We start from the raw sequence: 25675 nt of genomic DNA, 5'->3' as shown, positions 1-25675 counted from the left end.
CGATTGACACAGTAATTTATTAATAAGATGCCAATGTTGAGAACAATTTATAGTATCATTTAATAAAAACATGTACTTGACCATTAAATCAAGTACATGCTATTAATGAGTTTATTACCAATTATCATTTTGAGAAAGACCCGACACATCAATCTCAGCCTGAGGTACAGGCCATAAATAATGTTTTGAAGCATCAAAAGCTCTATTTCCACCTGTCAGAGTTACTTCTTCACCCGATTCAGGATCGGTAAACGTTAAACCATATGATTCGCCTGGCATAACATGTTCAGCAATTTTCCATCGTCGAATATCGTATAGGCGAATGCCTTCAAAGGCCAATTCAACACGACGTTCGTTACGAACGAGGGCACGAAGTTCATCCTGGGATTTACCACTTGTAATTACAGGCATATTTACATCAGGTCGTTGACGAACTTCATTTATTGCATCGTATACCGATTGATCAATATCGTTCGCTTCAATCTTAGCCTCAGCATACATTAACAATACTTCTGCGTAACGCATAACGATAAAATGGATGGAACTATCCCAATAATTAGCATCATTAATATCTTGCTGCGATATATATTTCAGCCAATTATAACCTGTAGCCGACTTATTCCACTGTCCACCAGTTCCATCATATAAGTCATCGCCCGGTATTATATCTTTACCAGGATAAGTTGCACCAGGAATAGTATTGTAAACGCCACCTTGCCAATCGCGTCCTGGATAAAGGATAGAATGATGCATGCGTGGATCACGATTAGCATAAGGGTTAGCCGGATCGTAAATCGAAGCCGGATCGCTTATACTTAAGCCATCAGTCGTTTCATAACTATCAACCATTGATTGTAAAGGGTTGGAACAGCTCCATCCGCCAACTGAATTAGAACCGTAATTTGGCAACCAAAATTCACCTTCCCATACATCTTTCATTACCTGAATATCAAAAATCACTTCATTACAATCAACACCTTCATAATCAAATAAAGTCGCATAATTTGAGTACAGGCTATATACTTGTAAATCCATAACCGCTTTGGCAGCTTCAGCAGCTTGTGTCCATTGTTCGCGATATAAAAGAATACGAGCTTTTAAGGTTAAGGCTGTTCCTTTTGTAATTCGGCCTTTATTATCTCTATCATATTCCTTTGGAAGATTTTCAACAATATCGTCCAGATCGATTAATAACTGATCTAAAATTTGCTCTTTGTCAGTTCTGGAGCATTTAGGATTTGGAATAACATTACCCCCCGAATCGGTTGTTGGCTTACAATCATCAGGCACCAAACTTGATGTCACGAATGGAACATCTCCAAAAAGATAGACCAAATCGAAATAGAAGTATGCTCTTAAAAAAGTAGCCTCAGCAACTAAACGGTTTCGATAATCCAAATCCATGTCAGTTACATACGGAGCTCCTTCTAATATCCTATTTGCTCGTTGGATTCCTTTGTATCTTTCTTGCCAACGGTATTGAACATACCAATCATACACATTAGCCGTCCCATTTCCCAGTTCGTAACAAGCATTCCAAGAGTGATGATCAACAGCATTATCAGTTAAAACCTCGATGCGTAATAAATCGGTACCACTACCATAAGCACGATTCCAACTATTAAACCCAATCATGTCATACACGGCATTAAGCGCATATTCAATATCCTTTTGCTGCTTAAAAAATGTAGCCGACGAAATTTGATCACTTGGCAAACGCTCCAAGAATTCATCGCTACAGTTGGTCATTCCCAATACGAGAACGACAATTGTGATATATAATTTTAGTGTTTTCATTGTTTACAGTTTTTTACCATTAAAATGTTACTTGTAAGCCAACTAAATAAGTAGATACCGGTGGGTAATAGGATGGTCGTCCATCATAAGTTTCAGGATCCAGACCACTTTCCACATCAGTTACAGTGAAGATATTTGTACCTCCAACATATAAACGTAAACGCTCAATCTTCAGCTTATTCAAAACTTGTTCATTGAAAGAGTAACCAATTTGTAGATTCTTTAAACGCAGATAAGAAGCATCTCTTAACCAGAAATCGTTATAGAGGTAATTGTTTTTATTAGAGGCATCTTCTAAACGTGGGAAACTGGCATTCGGATTATCAGGTGTCCAACGATCCAAGGCACGTGTTGTGGTAAATATTTCAAAGTTAGGGCCTTCATTAGGTGCGCCATAAAAATAATTTTCAGCCTTAGCAACCCCTTGGAAAAGGGCTGAAAGGTCAAATCCCTTATAGCTCATACCCAAATCAAGACTATAGGTGTAACGCGGAATATCCGAACCAATTATAGTACGGTCTTCATCATCAATAACCTTGTCTCCATTAAGATCAACTAGTTTAATATCGCCTGGTTTTAACTGATCATGATTCGGTTGACGCGGCGCATCATTAATTTCTTGTTCTGATTGGAATAATCCAGCAGATTTATAGCCATACATCGACCATATTGATTCGCCTTCCTTAAGAATCTTCCATCCACTAATGGTGGCTTCCTGACCAGCTAAACTAACCACTTCATTTTTAATATCAGATAAGTTAAATCCAACATTGTATTGAAATTCTCCAATTTTATTGTGGTGTGTTAGAGATATTTCCCAGCCCGTATTTCGGATATTGCCAATATTAGATTCGGCCGGAGCCAAACCAACCATAGTCGAAATTGGTAAGGTCATTAGTACATCGCGGGTATCTTTCTGAAACCAGTCGGCAACAACACCAAGTTTACCTTGCCATAAACTTAAGTCAAAACCAATATCCAAAATGCTTGTCGTTTCCCAGGAAACATCTTCATTGGCATAATAATATTGTGAATAACCACTCACCTGTTTGTCGTTAAAGCTATAATCGTAGCCTGAGAAGATGGGCGATGTAAATTTGTAATAGCCTATATCCTGATTACCCAACTGCCCCCATGAAGCACGTAATTTCAAGTTATCCAAGTATTCTGTACCCGAAATAAAGCCCTCCTCTGATATACGCCAACCAGCAGAAAAAGAAGGAAAAAACCCCCATTTATTTCCTTTTGCAAAACGGGATGAACCATCATATCGGAAATTGGCTTCTAGTAGATAACGTTGCTTGAAATCATAATTCAGGCGTCCAAAATATGATACTAAAGCCCAGTCCTCACGGTAACCTTTGTTGTCTTTAGTTTCAACATCACCTGTGTTTAATTCAGCATAATCATTACTGTAGATGTTCTTTCTTGCACCTTCAAGCAAGTAGGCATTGTGTTCTATGGCCTCAAAGCCCGCCAAAGCAGAGAAGTTATGTTGGCCAAAGATCTTTTCATAAGTCAATAAACTGCGAAAATTGGTTTCCTTTTCCATCCAACGGTTATCAAACAATTCGCTAGGATACCACTGCGTAACAATTCTTGTTTCATCAAATGGATCATAGAATTGGTATTCGGATGAAAAAGTATGTCGTCTTATACTTAAACTTTTGTATGAAGCATCAGTACTCCATTTTAAGCCATCTATTATAGAATAATCAAATCCTGTTTTTAGATTTAACACTTCATTTTCACTTTCCTTCATACCACCCACTTCTAAGGCAGCCAATGGGCTCTCGTTATCTTTGTTAAGACCATATAAACCATTGGGGTATTTTGATACAAAAACAGGTGATGTGCCAATAATATTTGACATGGCATCTCCCGTTCGTGTTGGCTGTTCGTTATCGCGGCGATTAAAGTTTATATCTGCCCTTATATTCAAGCGATCATTAACCACAAAATCAGTATTTAAGCGCATGCCGTAACGCTTGGTATTGATATTTTTCAACATACCGTCCTGATCAAGATAATTCAACGATAGAGCAATGCGTGACTTATCACTACCTCCACTCACTCTAAGAGAATGATTGTGCATTGGAGCTGTTTCATACATCTCCTCAAACAAATTGGTATATGGATAGTTGATAGGATCGGATCCGGAAACTGTTTTATCAATGTACTCTTGCGAATACTTAGCTTGTAATCCGGCATTAACCTTTGCTTCGTTAACCAACATCAAATAATCACCAGCACTCACCAACTCTGGTAAGGTAGCAGGCGTTTGCCATCCCATGTGGCCATCGTACGAAACCTTAAATTCTCCATCTTTACCACGTTTTGTAGTAATGAGGATTACACCGTTTGCCGCGCGCGAACCATAAATAGAACTTGAAGCCGCATCTTTTAATACCGATACGCTTTCGATATCCGATGGGTTAACTTCCTTAATTGGCATTTCAATTCCATCTACCAATACCAATGGATTACTACCTGCAGATAACGAAGTATTACCACGAATTTTAATACTTACCTCTTCACTACCAGGCATACCACCACGGTCAATAACCGTTACCCCTGTAGCAGCTCCTTGTAAAGCTAAACGTGTATCAGTAACAGTACGCTTGGCTAACTCTTCACCTTTAACAGCAGAAATAGCTCCGGTTAAATTCACCTTCTTCTGAGTTCCGTAACCAACAACCACAACTTCATTCAAGTCAGTAAACTCCTCGATCAATGTAACATCAACAACAGTTTTGCCATCAACATTAATTACTTGCGTTTCAAAACCAATAAATGAGAATGTTAGTTGGGATGATAAAGTACTAACTTTTATATTATAAGTACCATCCATTCCGGTAATGACTCCATTGGATGGATTAGAGGCATCAAAAACATTGACCCCGGGAATACCTTCTCCATTTGTATCAGAAACCAAACCGTTTACAACTATATTCTCTTGTTGAAGTTCTATTGTATTATTATCCTTATCCTCAAGAACCACTACGTTATTTTCGAGTACGCGGTAGTTGATTGATTCGTCACTAAACAGATCATCAAGTACATCAATTAGAGTAACATCTGCTTTATCAAAACTATAACGTTTGGATAAATCCAGTTGATTAACCTTGAATACAAAGCCAAATTCTGTTTGATGTTCAATCTCCTCAAATACTTCGAGAAGGGTTGCATCATTTACCTTAAGGTCAAATCTAGCATCTTGAGCCAAAGATTTGGCTGAGACAGTCACCATTGACATGAACAACAATATTGTTGTGACTTTCATGTACAATACGATTTTACTTATCACAGATCGATCACGATCGTGATAAAAGTTAATTTTTTTCATAAATTTGTAATGTTAAGTTTTACATATTGAAGCAGTCTTTTTCTGCTTCGATGAACTTTAATAACCGGAATTGGCGGCATCCAATTCCGGCTTTTTTTTCTATGACATTATGTTATTTTACTTCGTGTATGTATATCTTATTTTATTATTATTTCACTTAATTTTCCTTCCTTTCGAACCAATTTATAATCAATATTGGAACTAATTTTTAACATCTTCATAATAGATTCAAGGGAGGTAGAACGATCAATATTAAAATGGAATGAATCCTCGCGCTGCGCCGTGGTTTCCCACTTAATATCAACTCCATACCATAAACTTAACTCGCTTGATATGGTGTAAAGGCTTGCTCCTTGAAAAATGAAACGATTGTTGGTCCATGCTAATTCCTGAGCTCCATCAAAAGCCATAATCTTCACTTCACTATTTGATCTGTTGAATAAAGCTTTTTGATTTGGTTTCATATCCACCACCTTATTTCCATCAACATTAACTTGAATAGCACCCTCTACCAAAGAAGTTTCGATGGCGTTAAAGCAATCGTATGCTTTAATGTTAAAGGATGTTCCTAAGTCAACTATTTTAAGTTCATTGAAATCAACAACAAACGGGCTCTCCTCATCATGATATACCTCAAAAAAAGCTTCTCCCTTGAGAGTTAGTAAGCGTTCATTTGATTGAACATCTTTCTGGTAAGTGATTTTGGAATTAGAATTTAAACGTACTACAGAACCATCCGGAAGTTTAACTTCACTTACACTACGTTCACCTGAAGAAAATGAATAAACCTGATTGGCTGCATGCGTATTCGAATGCACCTGTTCGTTAGTAATGTAACCCACTAAGCCACCAATACAGAGAGTTAGAATAATCATAGCGGCATATTTAAGCATATTTGAAATACGTAATCGCTTGGTTTTTGGAGAGACCTCGTTCCAAATAGCATTAAAATCTGATTGCCTCTCTTCAGCAGAAAGAACAGGTTTAACGCCAGCTTTTACCCACCAATTTTTTTCCTTATAAAAACGCTCACGCAGTTCCTCATCTTGGTCTAAAGCTTCAAAAAAATCGAGTTTTTCCTGATGGTTTAAATGTCCCCTTAAATATTTTATAATCGTATCCTTTGAATCCATAATTAATTTTAATCTTGAAGCTAATTAAGCAGCTTCTATTAACTATACAATTGAAGATGATCTAACCCTAACGAGAAATTGATATTTCTTAGGAAAAAAAATCAGTAAAAAATAAAGTGAGCGATAAATAGGGCGACAGCTCACTTTTTAACAGTTTAATTGCCTTGGTCATATGAGCTTCAACCGTTTTTTCTGTCACATTAAGTTTTAAAGCAATCTCTTTGTTTTTCAAATGATCAAACCTACTAAGCTTAAACACCACTCGACTATGTTCTGGTAGCTTTTGAATGGCTTCATCAATTTTTTCTTGAAGCTCTTTAAATTCAATGGAGTCAAAACTTAAACGATGCATGGCTTCGTATTGATGGTGTATTTCTCTACCAAGCAATTCATCAGTACCTAAAGCGACTACTTCCTGTTTCTTAAGAATATTCAGGCAATTATTTTTTGCTATGGTATATAAGAAGTTTCTAATATTTGCTGACTCATTTACGTTTGCACGATTTACCCATAGTTTTATAAAAGCATCTTGCACGACTTCCTTGGCATCTTCACGGTTAGATATATATTGCAAACACACATATAACAACATCTCGTAGTATTCATCATACAATAATTTAAATGCTGTTTTACTGCCCTTTTGCAATTGTGTAATAACTCCACTGTTCATATGCATATCAACAAATTATAGTTATGACTCAAATATTCTTATATCGGCTATGATATTCACTTGGTGTTTCTCCCTTTACTGACTTGAACTGCCTGTTAAAGAAAGATTGATTGTTGAACCCACATAAACTACCAACCTGTGAAATTGACAAATCAGAATCCATTAATAACTCACATGCGTAACTAATTCTAATATCAGTTAAGTATTGGTTAAAGGTCTTAGCAGTTTTTGATTTAAAGAATCGACAAAATGCAGTTTTACTCATATTGGCCAAATCAGCCATATCATCAAGAAGAATTGTACTTTGAAAATTACTAACAATATGATCAAGTACTTTGTCCAATTTTTCAGACTTCACTTCGTGTTTTAATCCTCTAAAGGAATGGGAACAAAGCGGCGTAAGATCATTTAATTTTGTTAATAGAATGAGGATATTGAGTAAGCCTGTAATACGGCGGGCTCCTGATGATTCTAATATAGACCACATTTCCCTAATCACCTCATTTTTAGTTAAGCCTGTAATTTTTAAGCCACGTAAGCTAAAATTAAGAATCTTCAATATTTCCTTAAATTCAGGTAATGCAAAAAAATGATCTCCAAATACATCATGTTTAAATTGAATAACGATTACCTCTGCATTAATATTCGGATCTTTTCTCAAGTATCGATCATCATTTTTCCATACATGCGGGAGGTTTGGCCCAACCAACACCAAATCCCCATGTGTGAAATTTTCCACACTATCACCTACAAAGCGTTTTCCAGAACCATTAATAATATACAGCAATTCATATTCCGGATGATAATGCCATGGATTATCGAGGTATGGTAATATCGTATGCTTTACCCTGAATGAGTGAAGTATATTCGCAGATAAATACTCTATTTGTGCTTTCATTAGCACAATATTATCTCATTAAATTAATAAAATGAAATAACTGCTAATATTGTATTGAAAGTGGTTAATATTTTATTAATAACTACTGCTACTTTATTTATTATTTAAACAAATTCGCATCAGTGGATCGTTCATTATTTATAAAGGCAACAACAAATGCCTGTGGATAACCTGATGAACGGCAACTTTTCTGAAACCTAGCAGCTTCAGAAAAAGTATTGAATTCACCAACGGTATAGCGATAAGCCCCTTTATAGAAATAGTTATAAGTGGAATATATTTTTTCATCAATAGTTAACTCTTCGTTGCGTTCATAATTTCTTGAATAAACTTGAACCCGATATTTTACTTCATTAGCTATTGATTTTTCATTTTTCTGACTAACCACTGCCGTATTAACTATCCGCTCAACTCTTCCTTCATCCGGAATAATCACCGTTTTCCATTTGGGATGTCCATTTTGTTTTAATTGTGGCAAAGCCTTTATGATACCAATTTTGATATCTTCAACTGTTTGCCTTTCCTCTTCTGATAATTTGGCTTCGTTCACTACTAATAGTGTTCTAACACCAAATGTAGCAATGTCCCTTTCGAGCCATGCATAATCCAAACTTGATATTACATCACTCTCATAGTATTTAGCCCATCCATTAAAATTACTTAACTCAAGTAAAATCAGCTCATCAACCATAATCTGAGGATCAATATCCAATAAAGCCATTGGTGCACTTCCTACAATTAATCCAGCCTCTATATTACCATCATATAATTTTTTCAATAATTGATCGAAACCGATATGGTTAGTCAACCAGTTTATTTTAGAGCGATCTTTAATATTTTTAGCTGTTGATGATGAGCCCTGATCTTCATTACCAATACCTACCCTTTTATTATTTAAATCTTGCAAACAAGTTAAACCGCTGCTCTTTTTAGCTATCAAATGAATCTGCTCTGTAGCCAATGGCATCACGACCTTAATCGAATGTGTATTCTGACTATTATTTATTTTATCTTTTGCTTGCATCAGACTCAGGTAATCGGATTGAATTAGCGCCATTTTAAAATTAGATTGAGGATTCATTAGCATTTTGAAGTTATATGCACTTCCTCCACTTGTCTTATTATTCAAAACAATATGATTATTTGACGCCAATACCTCAGCCATATCATTTACAAAATAACTATATGAACCATTTTCGGGACCTGATAATATAGTCATCTGCGCATAACTAACTTGTATAGTAAATGCAATAAATACTAGGGCAACAAATCGATTAGTAAAAATCATAATACATAGAATAATAGTTAGTAAATTAATTCAAGTTAGTAAAATCTTCTCACTTTATAAACCCTACTTAAAGAATATGAACAGTCTGTAAAAACATCAAAATTAATGCATCGATTAATAAAAGAAAATATACTTAAAGGGCATCATCATCTTTAAACTCTCTTAAAATATCTCTTGTTTCTTGCTCAGAGCCAAGCATAATGGCTATCCATTTTGTTTCTTCTTTCTGTTCAAGCATTATCTTAAGTGTGATGGTTAATGGAATGGATAAAAACATTCCGACCGGACCGAAGATAAATCCCCAAACGATTAAGGAGAGAAATACCACAAATGTTGATAAACCAAGGCCTTTACCCATCATGCGTGGTTCAATAACATTACCCATCACAATATTTACGACCAGATAAGCCAAACCAGTCCATAACATACCGCCAACTCCAATTTGGACAAGCGCCAATAAAACAGTAGGTACAGCAGCAATGATTGAACCGATGCTTGGAATATAATTAAGAAAGAAAGCAATCACACCCCATAATATGGGAAAGTCAACACCTAATATGAATAACCACAACCATATGAATACACCAGTTAATAAGCTGATCATTGTTTTAATAGATAAGTAATGGCGTATACTTTTTCCAATACTATCTAAATGCATTAGTGATGTGCCCTGAAGCTTTTGAATGACATCAGCCTTTGAAACAAAACTTTTTGCCTCAAGCAATATAAAAATCGTAATTAAAAGAATAATAAAGGAATCGGACATAATACGTCCAATCTCACCAACTGCAGTTGATGTATAACTTAAAACTTTACCAGGGTCGATTAAATCAATTAGTTGAGATGGGTTTATATTAGCTCCTAAGGCATTAAGATCATTAATTACAGAAAGTATTATTTGCTTCAAATTAGCTTCATACTTTGGAAGTACTTTCATAAAATTAGTAAGTGAACCTCCTATTATACTTCCAAAAAGCATTAATATAGATGCAAAACTCAGAAGTACGATTAATACAGAAACAGTGTATGGAACCCGCTTTTTCTCTAACCAAACTATTGGTTGATTACAAATAACACTTATGAACACTGCCATGATTACAGGTAACACAACTGTTTTAGCAGCCATAACTCCCGCTAATAAAACAACCAGAGCGGCTAACCATACAACAATTGAAGATTTGGTTTGATACATCATCGTCCTTATGATTGAATAATAAATAACTTACCATCTAATATATCACAATTAAATGGATTAAATAAATCACAAGTTCAAACAGCCTTTGGGATCGGTTAGAATCTTCAAATTTTGGTAATTTGCATTAGCCAGCTACCCCAAAAAAGTCAATAATTATTCACGAGGTTTTTTAATATATTGAATTTCTTCAAGTAAAATATCGATTTTACGTTCAAGGCCGTCCACTTTTGCTTCCAGTGCATCATTATTATCACTCACCATTGAATCAACAAATATTGAAGTAATGAGTGACAGGCCAAGTATTCCTCCCAACAGCACGATTACAATAAAATAGAGATAAGTAAAAAAGGATTCAATGGGTCCGTAATGTTCAATAATTTCCTCCGGAATCTCAAACCACCCCTCGATGGTAAACACCTTAAAAGTTGAATAAAGCGATTTCATAGGACTCGAAAACATATCTGATCCGCTAGGACCAAAAATATAATGCGATAAGATACCTGTTACCACTATGAAAATAATAAACCCAAGCAATACAAAAACCGATGATTTCATGGCGCGTTTTACATCGCTCACCAATGAGTTAATATTTGGTATGAACTGGAAAAAACGAAACGACTTAAATACCCGAAGTATGCGAAATATTCTAAAAACAAGCAGGTAACTAACGTCAAAGGTTTCAACACCTGACATAAAAGTTATAAAAGCTGGTAAAGAAAAAATAACAAGTATAAAATCAAATCGATTCCACCCACCTTTAAAATAAACCCTTAGCCCCCACTGTTTAATTTTAACTATGGCCTCAACAATGAATAAAAAAGTAATGAGATGATCGATTATAGTTAGGTAACTTGTTCCCGAATTATGAATTTGGTATCCTTCAAAAAATAGTAACGCAGCATTGATAACTATCAGGCCTAATATGAAACGGTCGTTAAGAAAGAGTTTTTTAATCATTTAAAGTTTATTTATTCCATTTCCATCCAAAACCTGTCTGAATATCGTAATCGTATTCTCCAGCATCATCAGCAGGCTGATTATCAAAATTGACTGATCCTCCAAAGCGGATATAAAAATCAAGGGGCAAATCATATTTAACGTCCAAAGAAAAATCAGCACGATAACGCTTCTTTTCGGTTATTCCAGGGTAAAATGTAAATGCCGTGGAAAGCGTTAAATCCCCGGAATTATGCAATACTAAATCCGTTCCTAAAAACCCCTCCCAACTTTTTCGAGATGGCGTTTCATTAGAATACTCCTCAAGGTTGCGGTTTAACCCAAGCTTAGCGCCCCAGAAACCCTTATTATTTCTAATGAAGAAACGACCAAAACCAAGCTCCGAATTGAATCGATGCTTCAGTTTCTGCTCGGTATTAGAGTGGATGGAGAAAGAAGCAATTGGGTACCAATTATTTTTTAAAAAGAATCGATACGATAAGGAACCATCACTCCTGCTGTTCTGTTCAGAATCATCCTGATCTGAAATAATCGTATTATAAGAAGTTGAAAATGACCACTTTTCAGTTTTATAATCAATGATACCACGCGAGTTTAATTGTTTGGCATTGCGCGATTTGGTTGACGTAAAGTTTAAATCAATAGAACCTGAAAAGCGATCTAAGAACCCTTCGGCAACAGGGTTAAGATTAACGATATGAAGAAACTTGCATTTGCTTAGTAAATTATTGTGGTGCCAAATACCAACATCCATGGCAGATTCGCTTTTTAGAGATCCCCAATATTTCTCACCATTACTTAACGAGACTATAAATTCAGTTTCAGTATAAACTTCACGTATTTTATCCCACTTTATATTAAAATCCGACTTACTATAGGCAGTCTTTATTACCAACACATTATCATCCATCGACTTTATCTTACCTACAACTACATCGCCATCATTAAAAACCAATGAATCGCGTTGTGCAAATACATCAACGGTGAAAAATAAAAAGAGAAGTGCTACTACACTTCCAATAAAAAACGATTTGTTATACATACAATTTTGCCTTTGTAAGAACTCTCAATTCTTACAAAGGCAAGATAATAAAAATACGATTTACACAATTGAATTTAAACTGAATTTCGGCTAGCGTTAATATTTCCGAATAAGGATCGCACTACCATTTTACCATATTTATCAACTAAGGCATCACCTTCTTCAGCTTTCTGAATTTGTATTAGTGCGTGTTGCTGAATAGTCAATAAAGGTAACACGATACGTTCTCGCAGTGCAATACTCATTCTGCTTCGCGCACTATCTTGAAGTAACTCATCATAACCTGACAGTTTCAATACTAAGCTTTTAGTTAATTCAAACTCTGCATAAATCAACTTCCAGAACTCTCCAAACTTTGGATCATCAGCCATGTATTGTGTTATGGAAAAGTTAGTTTTACTCATACTCTGCATACTATTTGATACAAGTGCCTTGAAGAATACTGAGGAATTATATAACTCAACACATGCCTCCCAATTGCCAGCATCTTTTTGCTCCTGAAGCGCTGTTCCTAATCCAAAAAATCCTGGCACATTCAATTTTAATTGGCTCCAGGCACCAACAAACGGAATGGCCCGTAAATCTTCAAACAACAATTTACTCTCCTTCCCTCTTTTTGAAGGACGGCTACCTATGTTTGCCTGCCCATAGTATTTAAGTGTGCTTCTCTCTTCAAGAAATGGCATAAACAAATCATGCTGCTTTAATGCATCATACTTCGCATAACTACTGTCTGATAAAGTCTCAATCAAGTTACGTTGTTCCGCATCTAAATCAGCTCCGGGCAATTTAAACAGATTATTCTCCATACCTGCCGATAGCAGGTGACCAAGGTTGTTAATAGCCGCTTGCTTGATACCGTAATGTGAGCTAATTGTTTGTCCTTGCACAGTCATCTGTATTTCTTTATTCTCAATGGTTTCACCCATGGCCGAATAAAATAAATGCGAATTACCCCCACCACGAGCAGGTGGTCCACCACGTCCATCGAAAAACATGACTTCGATACCTGAATTGCGCGATACAGCGGTTATATCTTCTTTAGCTCGATAAATAGACCAGTTGGCAGTTAAATAACCACCATCCTTAGTACCATCCGAGAAACCTAACATGACAGTCTGCTTTTTACTTCTATTCTCAAGATGAGCTTTGAAAACAGGATGTTGATAAACTTTTGTCATTGATTCTCCTGCACCTTTTAAATCATCTACGGTTTCGAACAATGGAACCACATCGAAAGATAATGTACCTGATTGCCAGGCACACAAACGCCCCATAGCCATCACCCTTGCCATATCAATTGCCCCCCGACAATTGCTAATAATGTATCGGTGCGCACCTAATTCTCCGTTTATTGTCTGAATTTGCTTAATGGCTGAAAACGACTCTAGTGTATCCCTCAATACATCATCTTCAACCCCATCAAAACTAACCTTAGCATTTAGATTTAATAGTACATCCAATTGCTTCGCTTCGCTGAACTCATTATAATTGTCGGGTAATAAGCCAGGGTTAGCATCAACCAGCGCATCAAAGGCCTTTGCAATAACACGACTATCTTGTCTGATATCAATACTTGCAAAGTAAAACCCAAAACTATCTACCTTACGCCGGAACGATTTGAATTGCTCCAGAAACAGGCTCTGATGCTTTGTTACAAGCAAGTATTCTATCTCATCTAACTTTTGTTGCAAGTAGCTTAATGATATGTTCTTCTCCCCACTCGAATTAGATAATTCATCAACAAAAAGCAGATCTAACTCATTCATTAACTCATAAACCCCATCAAAACTCAAACGACGTTTTAAGTCTTTAATATCTTCGTAATAACAAGTACTTATGGCTGAACGAAGACGTTTAGCCACCTTAAGCGTTGTATCAACTTTTACAAAAGGATTACCATCCCTGTCACCACCTGGCCAAAAACCAAGTGCAATTAGCTGCCCAACAGTATAATGATCGCCCACAGTTTTAGAAACATTGTCTAATAAATCACCCACTGCCGGATAAAAGATATTACTTAAATACCATATTAGAGCGTGCGCTTCATCGTATGCTGTGGGTTTCTTCTTCCTAAAGAAAGCTGTTTTACCCAATTGTTGCAGCAAATCGCGCGCATAAGCTATGTTACCCTTTTTAATGGCTGCTGTTAAATCGGTTGATATGGCCAAAACCTTGCCTGGATAAAACTGCGTTGGGTGGGCAGTTAAAACTACTCTGATACTGAAAGATTTTAACACTTCGGCCAACTCCTCTTCAAGACTTTTTCGGTTAACCTTATCGCGTATACGCTCCCAATGTTTAACAATGCGATGTATTTTTTTATAAGCAGCTTCTTCCAGAGCATCAATCAACACTATTTGACGCTCAACATATTGAACTACCTTAAACAAAAATAGTACTTGTTCCTCCTCTGTAAAAGAAGGTTTGTGTTCCTTAAAAAACTGCTTAATTATTGTTTCGGGAGATAGTTCATTGGCCAAGCCATTTCTGCAAGCATCTTGCAGTAAGGGCAACAATAAACCAGTTTGCTCAACTGCATCAAGTGGCAATGTTAAAAACAAACTATTATATAATTGATATTTTAATTCAACCTCTTCTTGAAAGGCTTTTTCAATCTGTTCACTCATAATTAAAAGCTTTATCTCTACAAACACTTCTAAATTATAAGTTGTTTAGCTAAAGTCATAATAATTTGATTAAATACTAACTATTTTTTAGATGTTTTATTAAAATGTAACAACTCTAACTATTATGACATGAATTTAAGCTAATTTTGAAAGAAAAATGGACGGCAAAAAAAGAGCAAATATTAAGCCTGGTATTGAGGTAGCCATCGTACTTAAACAAGATCAGCGAAGTGGTAATTTAACCGAAGGTGTAGTGAAAGATATATTGACCAAATCGCCGCAACATCCGCATGGAATTAAGGTTAGATTAGAAGATGGACAAGTTGGGCGAGTAAAAGAAATATTGGAATGATAATTAATACTGCGCGATGAGCTACCACTCAAAACAAAAACTGACGGGAAAAGATATAAAAGAACTAAAGCGCCAATGTAAAGATGGCATAGTTCTTTCCATATTAACAGCTCCTGCTGCTTTTGTTTTATTAGCTTTCATCTGGCCATTTTTCATTTCGGATCCATCAATTATTGAATATTCTCTAATGGCTGTAGTTGCTATATCTTGTGGGTTATTAGTCGCTTATGTGATGACTAACAAGTTTCTTAAGGATATTCGCAACGATGAAAAAGAGCTACATACTAAGGTCATAGATAAAATGGAGAATCACATTGATTTTGATGCAGGTGGTGGCAAGTCGAGCTGCTTACTAAAAGAAAAAGAGGCTTTTACTTCATTTTATTTTGTGATTAAAAACACGAGGTACAAGGTAAAAAAACAATTATATGAACAATGTCAGGAAGGAGACGAAGTGTTTTTTGTGATTGCGCCAATCAGTCGATACCAATTTGAAATAATATTAAAAAGCTAATAGCTATCAGCTGACAGCTATTAGCTAATTATTCTTTTTTGTATTTTAAGATAATCCTGTAACAACCCCATCGTTATCAATATCCATCCCTTCCGAAGCTGGTACAGCTGGTAAACCAGGCATACGCATCATCTTACCCAGAATTGGAATTATGAAACCTGCCCCAGCAGCAATTTCAAACTCACGCACCGTTACCTTAAATCCTTTGGGGCGATTGATCAGTTTCTCATTATCAGAGAAAGACTTCTGAGTTTTAGCCATACAAACCGGTAAATCATTCAAACCAAGTTTATCAATTTTCACCATATCAAGAAGAGCTTGTTTTGAAAAGTCAACACCATCGGCACCATATATTTCACGCGCAATGGTTTCAATCTTTTCAGCTACAGGTGCTTTATGATCGTACAATGGGGTAAAGTCATTATTCCCATCTTCAACAGATCTTACAACAGCTCGAGCTAAATCGGTAGTACCATCGCCGCCAAGTTCCCAACCTTGACTCATTACTGCCTCCACTCCCATTTCGGCACAACGTGTTTTAATCAAAGCTATCTCTGCTTCACTATCTGATATAAAGTTATTGATGGCAATTACCGGGTTTAAACCAAACTTCTTAGCATTCTCGATGTGTTTAGCCAAATTAGCAAAGCCAATATCTACACGCTCTTTACTTGGTGTATTGTACTCCTCTTTGCTTGCTCCTCCGTGGTGGCGAAGCGCACGAATAGTTGCTACAATTACCATAGCTTTTGGCTTTAATCCACCAACAACCGATTTAATATTTAAGAACTTCTCAGCTCCTAAGTCAGCACCAAAACCAGCTTCTGTTACCACATAATCAGAAAGTGACAAGCCCATTTTAGTTGCTATTATTGTGTTTGTTCCCTGTGCGATATTCGCAAATGGTCCACCATGAATAATGGCTGGATTTCCTTCCAATGTCTGTACTAAGTTAGGTTTAACAGCATCTTTTAATAACAATGCCATGGAGCCCTGAGCATTTAAGTCGCGAGCATAGATAGGTTTTTTGTCGAAAGTGAAACCTACAAAAATACTTCCTAGTTTCTCTTTCAAATCATCCAATCCTTTAGCCATACAAAGAATAGCCATAATCTCGGAAGCCGCCGTAATGTTAAATCCATCTTGACGAGGAATACTGTTACCTGTTCCGCCCAGTCCGATTACAATGTCGCGCAAAGCACGATCATTCATGTCAATCACACGTTTCCAAATGACGGTACGAGGATCGATGTTCAAACTACGTGTCTTACTCTGAATATTATTATCGATTAAGGCTGATAATAAATTATTTGCTTTTTCCACAGCCGAGAAATCACCCGTGAAATGCAGGTTGATATCTTCCATAGGAAGCACCTGAGAATATCCACCACCAGCAGCACCACCTTTTATTCCAAACACAGGTCCCAATGATGGTTCACGCAGAACAACGGTAGCTTGTTTACCAATCTTATTTAACCCCTCAGTTAATCCTATGGAAACAGTCGTTTTACCCTCTCCGGCAGGTGTTGGTGTTAAAGCGGTTACTAATATTAAATTATTTTGAGCTACTATATCCTCATCAATCAGATGCAAAGGTATCTTAGCCTTATACTTACCATACAATTCCAGGTCATCCTCACTAATATTTAGTTTCTTCGCAATATTTGAAATATGCTGCATGCTTGCAGCTTGTGCTATCTCTAAATCACTCTTCACCTCTCTTGTTGATTGTAACTCCATATAGTTATAATTTATCTTCTTGAATTTTCTATTATTTGGTCATTTTGAATTGCCAAAATAAGTGCTTTTCCAAGAATTATTAATGACAAAGCTCACGACTATCTCTTATTTAGAATGAGAACATCGAAAAAGTCATGTTTCTCGTGAAATACTTTGCGGATATTTGTATTAACAAAACAGCAATACAAACCATAAATACCGTTCATTAACCACTTATCTGATTTTAAAAGACAAGATAATGAACGAATTAGTAACTTTTGGCATTTTAACTTTTACCTCTTTCTTCACACTCATTAACCCCTTGGGTGTAATGCCTATTTTTATGACTATGAGTGCCGATCTAAGTCCAGAAGACAGAGCAAAAACAGCTAAAAAGGCATCTATTGTTGGTTTTATTACGATACTTCTATTTGCTCTTTCAGGTCAATTACTATTTAATTTCTTCGGTATATCTGTTAATAGTTTTCGTATTGTTGGCGGCGTTATCTTCTTCTTGATGGGCATGGATATGTTGCAAGCTCGGCTAACGAAGGTAAAAATAAAAGATTCGGAAGTAAAAAAATACGTTAATGATATATCCATTACCCCTATGGCTATACCGATGATAGCGGGACCCGGTGCCATCACCAATGCCATTGTATTAATGGAAGATGCGGAAACCATTCAAGGTGCAGTGGTATTAGTTGTAGCACTGGCCTTGGTTATACTTATCACCTATTTTATTCTCCTTAGTTCTGGAAAAATTATTAAAACCATTGGCGAAACTGGTAATAATGTATTGATGCGATTGATGGGATTAATCGTCATGGTAATCGCGGTGGAGTTTTTCCTTAGTGGCTTGAAACCAATTCTTCAGGATATATTCAACATGTAGACTTCAAACCAACTTAATTGCTCATAACTAATTCACATTAGTTATGTAAATTCATTTTAATTGCAAAGTAAAATAGAGAAGCTAGTATAACTTCCCTATGGCTTCCATGATATTACACACAAATGTATTCAGTATTAATTGATAATCAGCACTTATTAAATGTGCCCTTTATTTGAAGGACAAAGTCTTTGATATCAAAATCTTTAATTTTCTTATTACTAAAATAAACTTTCAACAGAGTATCCAATTCTTCGTCAATATAATCCTCAATCACATCACATTCTGTGCAATATAAATGATGGTGCTTGTTAATATTTCCATCGTATCGCATTACATCCTTATCTGTTGTTACCCTCTTTACAAGATTGTTTTCAATTAATGTGTCAAGGGTTTTATAAACTGTTCCGGAAGCAATATTTGGGCTACTTTTTCGGACATACTCAATAATTTTATCGACCGTAGGATGCCCCCCTAATTTATAAATTGCATCAAGTATAGTAAGTCGTTGAGGGGTTACTTTCAAGCCTTTTTCCGATAATTTATTTCTTATTTCCTCTAATGAAAAATTCATTTGCCCATTTCTTTACAAATTGGTTAACAGGAGTTACAAAACTCCTATTAACCAATAATATATTAACTATTGTTTTAAATCAAATCGATCAAGATTCATCACTTTTGTCCAGGCATTTATAAAATCTTTCGCAAATTTTTCCTTAGCATCATCACTTGCATATACTTCTGCTAATGCTCTTAATTCTGAATTAGAACCAAATATTAAATCTGCCCTGGTAGCAGTCCATCGAACCTTATTCGTCCCTCTTTCTTTACCTTCAAATTCAAGTTTATCTTCTGATTTGGGAGTCCAGTAGGTATCCATATCTAAAAGATTTACAAAGAAGTCGTTGGTAAGGGCTCCTACATTATTTGTAAGTATCCCATTATTTGAATCATCAAAATTAGCATTTAATACTCTCATTCCACCAACTAACACTGTCATTTCCGGCGCTGTTAAAGTTAATAACTGAGCTTTATCAACCAGCAACTCTTCGGTGGTGAGGGTATATTTCTTTTTTTGATAATTTCTAAAACCGTCTGCCATAGGTTCTAGTACGACAAATGACTCAACATCGGTTTGATCTTGGCTAGCGTCCATTCTTCCTGGATTAAATGGAACCGAAATATTAATACCTGCCTTTGATGCTGCCTTCTCAATCGCCACATTTCCTCCTAATACGATTAAGTCAGCCATCGAAACTTTTTTAGAACCAGCATTAAACTTCTTTTGTATTTGTTCATAAGCTGCTAGTACCGTTTTAAGCTGTTGCGGGTTGTTAGCTTCCCAATTAATTTGGGGTTCTAATCGGATACGAGCACCATTTGCACCACCTCTTCTGTCAGAGCCTCTATATGATGAAGCTGAAGCCCAAGCTGTTTCAATTAACTGGTTATGGGGAATACCAGCATTTAATATCTCTTTTTTAAGTTTATTGATATCAGATTTAGAAATCAAAGCAGAATTCCTTGTCGGTATAGGATCTTGCCATAAAAAGTTTTCTTTGGGAATTTCTTTACCAAGGTAGGTTGATTTTGGTCCCATATCTCTATGTGTCAACTTAAACCATGCATCGGCAAAGGCTTTGTCAAATGCTAAAGGTTCATCAATAAACTTTTGACATATTTCCTTATAAACAGGGTCATATATTAATGCTATGTCGGAAGTAAGCATTGTTGGTTTGTGTCTTTTGTTTTTATCAAAAGCATCTGGAATGATTTCAGCTTCAGCCTTAGTAGTCCACTGATGAGCCCCTGCGGGACTTTTTGTTAATTCCCACTCATTGTTAAACAATAATTGTAAAAATGAATGGCTCCATCTTGTAGGTGTTGGTGTCCAAATTACTTCTAAGCCCGAGGTGATGGCATCTTTACCTACTCCTGATTTATAGGTGCTTTTCCATCCTAAGCCTTGCTCTTCAATTGGAGCTTCTTCAGGAGATGGGCCAACATGATCAGCAGGTCCTGCTCCATGCGTTTTTCCAAAGGAGTGTCCACCGGCAATTAAAGCTACTGTTTCTTCATCATTCATTCCCATTCTGGCAAACGATATTCTAATATTTTTTGCAGATGCAAGTGGATCAGGATTTCCATCAGGTCCTTCAGGGTTTACATATATTAATCCCATTTGAACAGCCGCCAATGGATTTTCAGTAGCCAAATCCAATTCACCTTTTTCATTGAGCCTTCTCGACTCTAACCAATCGCCTTCTGGCCCCCAATATACATCTTCCTGAGGTTCCCAAACATCAGCTCTACCACCGGCAAAACCAATCGTTTTGAAACCCATTGCCTCTAAGGATACATTTCCGGTAAGAATCAATAAATCTGCCCAGGAAATCTGTTTACCATACTTTTGTTTAACTGGCCATAATAATCTGCGAGCCTTATCAAGACTTACATTGTCTGGCCAACTGTTTTGAGGTGCAAATCGTTGTATCCCCATACGTGTACCTCCTCTACCATCACCGGTTCTGTAAGTACCCGCACTATGCCAGGCCATTCGAACAAACAATGGTCCATAATTACCGTAGTCAGCAGGCCACCAGTCTTTCGAATCAACCAATACTGCTTCGATATCTTTTTTTAATTGGAAATAATCTAGTTTGTTAAACGCTTCAGCGTAAACAAAATCTTCATCCATAGGATTAGATAATTCCGAGTTTTGAGCAAGCACATCAACATTTAACTTATTAGGCCACCAATCATCAATGGACTTGTTTTTTGCTACTTGTTCTTTTTTGTGCCCTTTATCAAAACCCATGGGGCATTCACCTTTTGTTTCTTCTTGTTTTTCCATTTTACCGGAACAAGAAGCCAGAATAATTACACTGGCGATTAATAATGGTGTTGTTTTCATTTTGCTTTTCATTTTGAAGTTAATAATCTATTCAAACCTGTCAAGATCCATTACTTTAGTCCATACAGCTATAAAATCAATTGCAAATTTTTCGTTGGCATCTGCACTCGCATATACCTCAGCCAAGGCTCTTAACTCGGAGTTCGAACCAAAAACAAGGTCTGCTCGCGTTGCAGTCCATTTAACTTTTCCTGTTTTTCTATCTCTACCATCAAAATATTCTTGTGTGTCGTCTTTTGGCATCCAAGCCACACCCATGTCAAGTAAGTTTACAAAGAAGTCATTTGTTAAAACTTCAGGGCGCTCGGTAAATATGCCGTGGCTAGAACCATCAGCATTCGTATTTAAGGCGCGCATTCCACCAATAAGCACAGTCATTTCCGGAGCAGTTAGTGTTAGTAATTGCGCTTTGTCAACCAATAAGTCCTCTGTTGACATGGCAAATTTCTTTTTCAGATAGTTGCGAAAACCATCAGCAACCGGCTCCATAACAGCAAATGACTCTACATCGGTTTGTTCCTCAGAAGCATCCATACGTCCAGGAGTAAATGGCACATTAAGAGCAAGACCAGCGCCTTTTGCAGCTTTCTCAACACCTGCACAGCCAGCCAAAACGATTAAATCAGCAAGTGATACTTTTTTATCGCCAGACTGTGAATTGTTGAATTCTTCCTGAATGTTGTCAAGTTTTTTTAATACTTCACTTAACTGTTTCGGGTTGTTTGCTTCCCAATCTTTTTGAGGCGCTAATCGGATACGTGCTCCATTGGCACCACCTCGCTTATCTGAACCACGAAATGATGAAGCAGATGCCCAGGCAGTAGAAACCAATTGAGATACCGATAAACCTGAACTTAAAACTTCCGATTTTAAGTCTGCGATATCTTTATCATCAATTAAAGCATGGTTAACAGCAGGAATAACATCTTGCCAAATCAAATCTTCCGAAGGTATTTCTGCCCCCAGATAAAGCGCTTTCGGCCCCATATCACGATGCGTTAATTTAAACCAGGCGCGTGCAAAAGCATCAGCAAATTCAAGAGGATGTTCATAAAAGCGTCTTGATATTTTTTCGTATTCCGGGTCGAAACGTAACGAAAGGTCAGTTGTAAGCATAGTTGGACGATGCTTTTTCTTAGGGTCTTGAGCATAGGGCATTTCTCCACCTGTATCTTTTGCAACCCATTGGTGCGCCCCTGCAGGGCTTTTAGTTAATTCCCATTCATACTCAAACAGATTTTTAAAGAAGTAGTAACTCCATTTTGCCGGTGTTTGTGTCCATGTTACTTCAAGCCCACTGGAAATTGTATCATCACCATGTCCTATACCAAACGAACTTATCCACCCTAAGCCTTGCTCTTGCAAGTCAGCAGCTTCAGGTTCGGCTCCTACATGGTCGGCATCTCCAGCTCCATGACATTTACCGAATGTATGACCTCCTGCAATTAAGGCTACGGTTTCTTCATCATTCATTGCCATTCGGGCAAAAGTATCTCTGATATCCTTAGCAGCCAATTTCGGATCAGGATTACCACCCGGACCTTCAGGATTAACATAAATCAATCCCATTTGAATAGCAGCAAGTGGATTATCCATTTTCTTTAAATCCAAATCACGCTTATCGTTTTCCAACCATTCAGTTTCCGTACCCCAATAAACATCTTCTTCTGGTTCCCAAACATCAGCACGACCACCGGCAAAACCAAAGGTTTTAAAACCCATTGACTCCAGAGCTACATTCCCGGTAAGAATCATCAGGTCTGCCCAAGATATTTGTTTGCCATATTTTTGTTTGATGGGCCATAACAACCTACGCGCTTTATCCAGGTTGACATTGTCGGGCCAGCTGTTTAAAGGTGCAAATCGTTGTTGTCCGGTTCCAGCGCCGCCACGACCATCGCCTGTTCGATATGTTCCGGCGCTATGCCACGCCATACGAATGAAAAATGGTCCGTAATGTCCAAAATCGGCAGGCCACCAATCTTGAGAATCAGTCATTAAACTATGTAGGTCTTTTTTGATTCCATCATAATCAAGACTTTTAAACTCCTCAGCATAATTAAAATCTTCCCCCATTGGATTAGATAAAGATGAGTGCTGACGCAGAATATTTAACTTTAATTGCTTAGGCCACCAATCGCGGTTTTTTGTTCCTCCGCCACCATGATTGTGCTTACCAACTGCTCCTGTTACAGGACATTTACTTACATTTTCCGGGTGTTTTTCCATGACATTTTTTTTATATAAATTACTGAATTATTCAATGCAATAAAAGCTAAATAAGAATTATTCTTAATTAGGAATAAACAAATTTATGGAATGTGTTATTTTTCCTATTGTCGTTCGACATGTTAATTAAGTCGTTTGTCGATTTAGAGCACTTCCTGTTCTGCTGTGGATTGATTTTTGATTTTATTCGATAAAAGAAAAAAATCTACTTAAATATGTTTTTGAAGAGAAGAAACAACAACTCATTATTATCAATTGATTCTCTATACAAGCAAGCTATTGTTTATTTATCAGAAGATGTACGTATTGATTATTGTGAAAGATTAATTCAACGTTGTACTTTTGATGTCAGAAATAATATTGGCGATAAAAAGCAATTGAAAATAGCTCTTCAAGCAGCAAAACATGAGATTAAAAGTTTAAATGAAAAACATGTCTGTAAACAATAAGATAAAGGAATATAGTCTGTTTGGCTTAATTGTATTTCTGCTTTTTATTTTAAGAGCTTATAACGAAAATGAAGAGGTCTTTCGATGGGATGAATCCGTTTTTTTGCTCAATAATGTTTGGGCTGCTATTCTAATCAGCTATGTATTTCTTCCGGTCTTCTTTTATAAAAAGAAGTTCAGACAATTTTCAGTGTATTCTTTAATCGTGCTAATTGTCTCTTTCCTTCTGGAAGAGTTTTTTATTGAACAAATATTTTACCCTGAAACGAGAGCCATTGATTTTAATTTGATTTCGATTGTAAAACCAATGACCAATATCTTGCTATTTGTTGGCTATAAATTTGCTTGGGATGCCCTTCAAAAGGAGAAAAAAATTGCAACTCTAAATGTTTTACTAGCCGAAAGTCAATTACAACATCTTAAATCTCAAATTAATCCACATTTCTTATTTAATAATTTGAATAATCTTTATTCCTATTCATTAGAAAGCTCAGACAAGACTTCAGAAATAATATTAAAACTCTCTTCCCTTTTGCGTTATATGCTTTATGAATGTAATGATAACATGGTAGCTCTTCGGGGTGAGATTGAAACATTGGAAAACTATATAGAGTTATGCAATATCCAACTCGAAGAACGAGGGCTAATTACCTTCAATTATGATGAGTTTGCAGCCAATACTTCTATTGCCCCTCTTATTTATATTGTATTTGTAGAGAATGCATTTAAACATGCATCATCGAGCCAAACAAAAAATATTAAGATTTCTGTTTCAATATCTAATGAGGAAGAGTTCATTGCTTTTTATTGCACGAATAATTTTCAAAACATAAGCAACAATAGCGGTTTGGAGCATGGAATTGGATTGAAGAATGTTGAGGAAAGGCTTAAAATTTGTTATGGAAATAACTATAAGCTGCAGACCAATATTAAAGATGGTATATTTTCTGTTTCATTAAAATTACCAAAATGATTAACAGTATTGTTATTGAAGACCAAGCTCCTGCTCAGCGCGTATTACAAAGATACATTGCTGATATAGATTATATAAATCTGGCGAAGGTGTTTTTTAGCGCCAATGATGCCCTAAAATTTATTAGCACCGAAAAGGTTGACCTTATTTTTCTGGATATACACTTACCTGAATATTCCGGTATTGAATTAATTAAAAACTTGAATAATAGACCCTATATAATTGTTACAACTGCATTCTCAAATTACGCCATTCAAGGTTATGAGCTTGATATAGCTGACTATCTATTAAAACCATTCTCGTTTGAGCGTTTCCAGAAAGCGACTTACAAGGTATTTGAGCTATACAATATGAAAAATGCTGTTAGTGAATATCAAGAAAGTAATAACAATACCATTCTGGTTAAGTCTGGCTACGAACAAGTTGTATTAAACTTCAATGATATTTTTTATATAAAATCGGATGGAGATTACACGATGGTGCACCATAAAAATAAAAGGTATTTTGTGAATTACACCTTGAAATATTGGATTGAAAAATTACCAGAAAACCAGTTTGTTCAAGTTCATCGTTCTTATATAATTAATCACTATTAACCGACTAAAGTCGGGATTCATAAAATTCTCTTCTACAGCGCCCATTTATTGGGCGTTTGGTTTTTTATTTCAAATTAGACC

20 protein-coding genes are annotated in these 25675 nt (G+C 36.3%); 6 read left to right on the top strand and 14 right to left on the bottom strand.

Features of this window, described 5'->3' with window-relative positions; translation table 11 throughout:
* Positions 1–114: 114 nt before the first annotated feature.
* From ACRD7B_RS09730 to ACRD7B_RS09685, 10 genes are all read right to left on the bottom strand, one after another.
* Positions 115–1797 (bottom strand): RagB/SusD family nutrient uptake outer membrane protein, encoded by a 1683-nt coding sequence (locus ACRD7B_RS09730; protein ID WP_430824346.1) that lies wholly within the window; start codon positions 1795–1797, stop codon positions 115–117.
* A 19-nt stretch (positions 1798–1816) separates the two neighbouring features.
* On the bottom strand, positions 1817–5143 hold the full coding sequence (locus tag ACRD7B_RS09725; protein WP_430824345.1) for a SusC/RagA family TonB-linked outer membrane protein: 3327 nt from the start codon (positions 5141–5143) through the stop codon (positions 1817–1819).
* A gap of 137 nt (positions 5144–5280) precedes the next feature.
* Positions 5281–6276 (bottom strand): FecR family protein, encoded by a 996-nt coding sequence (locus tag ACRD7B_RS09720; RefSeq protein WP_430824344.1) that lies wholly within the window; start codon positions 6274–6276, stop codon positions 5281–5283.
* 88 nt (positions 6277–6364) lie between these two features.
* Positions 6365–6952, bottom strand: a complete 588-nt coding sequence (locus tag ACRD7B_RS09715; protein ID WP_430824343.1) for an RNA polymerase sigma-70 factor — start codon at positions 6950–6952, stop codon at positions 6365–6367.
* Between the two features lie 22 nt (positions 6953–6974).
* On the bottom strand, positions 6975–7844 hold the full coding sequence (locus ACRD7B_RS09710) for an AraC family transcriptional regulator (protein WP_430824342.1): 870 nt from the start codon (positions 7842–7844) through the stop codon (positions 6975–6977).
* A gap of 100 nt (positions 7845–7944) precedes the next feature.
* A complete protein-coding gene (locus ACRD7B_RS09705) occupies positions 7945–9132 on the bottom strand; it encodes a TAXI family TRAP transporter solute-binding subunit (RefSeq protein WP_430824341.1) in 1188 nt (395 codons plus the stop codon).
* 133 nt (positions 9133–9265) lie between these two features.
* On the bottom strand, positions 9266–10327 hold the full coding sequence (locus tag ACRD7B_RS09700; protein WP_430824340.1) for an AI-2E family transporter: 1062 nt from the start codon (positions 10325–10327) through the stop codon (positions 9266–9268).
* 153 nt (positions 10328–10480) lie between these two features.
* The gene (locus ACRD7B_RS09695) at positions 10481–11284 is read right to left on the bottom strand and encodes an ion transporter (RefSeq protein ID WP_430824339.1); all 804 of its coding nucleotides are present in this window, start codon (positions 11282–11284) and stop codon (positions 10481–10483) included.
* 7 nt (positions 11285–11291) lie between these two features.
* The gene (locus ACRD7B_RS09690) at positions 11292–12326 is read right to left on the bottom strand and encodes a DUF481 domain-containing protein (RefSeq protein WP_430824338.1); all 1035 of its coding nucleotides are present in this window, start codon (positions 12324–12326) and stop codon (positions 11292–11294) included.
* 74 nt (positions 12327–12400) lie between these two features.
* The gene (locus ACRD7B_RS09685; protein WP_430824337.1) at positions 12401–14956 is read right to left on the bottom strand and encodes a phosphoenolpyruvate carboxylase; all 2556 of its coding nucleotides are present in this window, start codon (positions 14954–14956) and stop codon (positions 12401–12403) included.
* Between the two features lie 157 nt (positions 14957–15113).
* On the opposite strand from ACRD7B_RS09685, the gene ACRD7B_RS09680 reads away from it, so the two are divergent.
* A complete protein-coding gene (locus ACRD7B_RS09680; protein ID WP_430824336.1) occupies positions 15114–15308 on the top strand; it encodes a YwbE family protein in 195 nt (64 codons plus the stop codon).
* Between the two features lie 16 nt (positions 15309–15324).
* Positions 15325–15822: a hypothetical protein gene (locus ACRD7B_RS09675; protein ID WP_430824335.1), complete on the top strand. Its 498-nt coding sequence runs from the start codon at positions 15325–15327 to the stop codon at positions 15820–15822.
* 45 nt (positions 15823–15867) lie between these two features.
* Here ACRD7B_RS09675 and ACRD7B_RS09670 read toward each other — a convergent pair whose 3' ends face one another.
* Positions 15868–17562, bottom strand: a complete 1695-nt coding sequence (locus tag ACRD7B_RS09670) for a formate--tetrahydrofolate ligase (RefSeq protein WP_430824334.1) — start codon at positions 17560–17562, stop codon at positions 15868–15870.
* A 238-nt stretch (positions 17563–17800) separates the two neighbouring features.
* On the opposite strand from ACRD7B_RS09670, the gene ACRD7B_RS09665 reads away from it, so the two are divergent.
* Positions 17801–18436 (top strand): MarC family protein, encoded by a 636-nt coding sequence (locus ACRD7B_RS09665; RefSeq protein WP_430824333.1) that lies wholly within the window; start codon positions 17801–17803, stop codon positions 18434–18436.
* Between the two features lie 145 nt (positions 18437–18581).
* On the opposite strand, the gene ACRD7B_RS09660 is transcribed toward ACRD7B_RS09665, so the two are convergent.
* The 3 genes from ACRD7B_RS09660 to katG (ACRD7B_RS09650) form a co-directional block, all read right to left on the bottom strand.
* On the bottom strand, positions 18582–19007 hold the full coding sequence (locus ACRD7B_RS09660) for a Fur family transcriptional regulator (RefSeq protein WP_430824332.1): 426 nt from the start codon (positions 19005–19007) through the stop codon (positions 18582–18584).
* A gap of 66 nt (positions 19008–19073) precedes the next feature.
* Positions 19074–21347, bottom strand: a complete 2274-nt coding sequence (katG, locus tag ACRD7B_RS09655; protein WP_430824331.1) for a catalase/peroxidase HPI — start codon at positions 21345–21347, stop codon at positions 19074–19076.
* 27 nt (positions 21348–21374) lie between these two features.
* Complete coding sequence (katG, locus tag ACRD7B_RS09650; protein ID WP_430824330.1) at positions 21375–23576, bottom strand: catalase/peroxidase HPI; 2202 nt, start codon at positions 23574–23576, stop codon at positions 21375–21377.
* A gap of 221 nt (positions 23577–23797) precedes the next feature.
* Between katG (ACRD7B_RS09650) and ACRD7B_RS09645 the strand changes: the two genes are divergently transcribed.
* From ACRD7B_RS09645 to ACRD7B_RS09635, 3 genes are read left to right on the top strand one after another with little or no spacing between them, the layout of a single operon-like run.
* Positions 23798–24025 carry a hypothetical protein gene (locus ACRD7B_RS09645; protein ID WP_430824329.1) on the top strand — a complete coding sequence of 76 codons (228 nt, stop codon included), beginning with the start codon at positions 23798–23800 and terminating at the stop codon, positions 24023–24025.
* Positions 24009–24998 carry a sensor histidine kinase gene (locus ACRD7B_RS09640; RefSeq protein ID WP_430824328.1) on the top strand — a complete coding sequence of 330 codons (990 nt, stop codon included), beginning with the start codon at positions 24009–24011 and terminating at the stop codon, positions 24996–24998. The genes ACRD7B_RS09645 and ACRD7B_RS09640 overlap by 17 nt, the downstream gene beginning before the upstream one ends.
* Complete coding sequence (locus tag ACRD7B_RS09635; protein WP_430824327.1) at positions 24995–25594, top strand: LytR/AlgR family response regulator transcription factor; 600 nt, start codon at positions 24995–24997, stop codon at positions 25592–25594. Before ACRD7B_RS09640 ends, ACRD7B_RS09635 begins: the two co-directional genes overlap by 4 nt.
* Positions 25595–25675 lie beyond the last annotated feature (81 nt).

Source organism: Carboxylicivirga fragile (genome assembly GCF_050589805.1).
Classification (GTDB): domain Bacteria; phylum Bacteroidota; class Bacteroidia; order Bacteroidales; family Marinilabiliaceae; genus Carboxylicivirga; species Carboxylicivirga fragile.
This window is presented reverse-complemented; position numbering and strand designations above follow the sequence as displayed.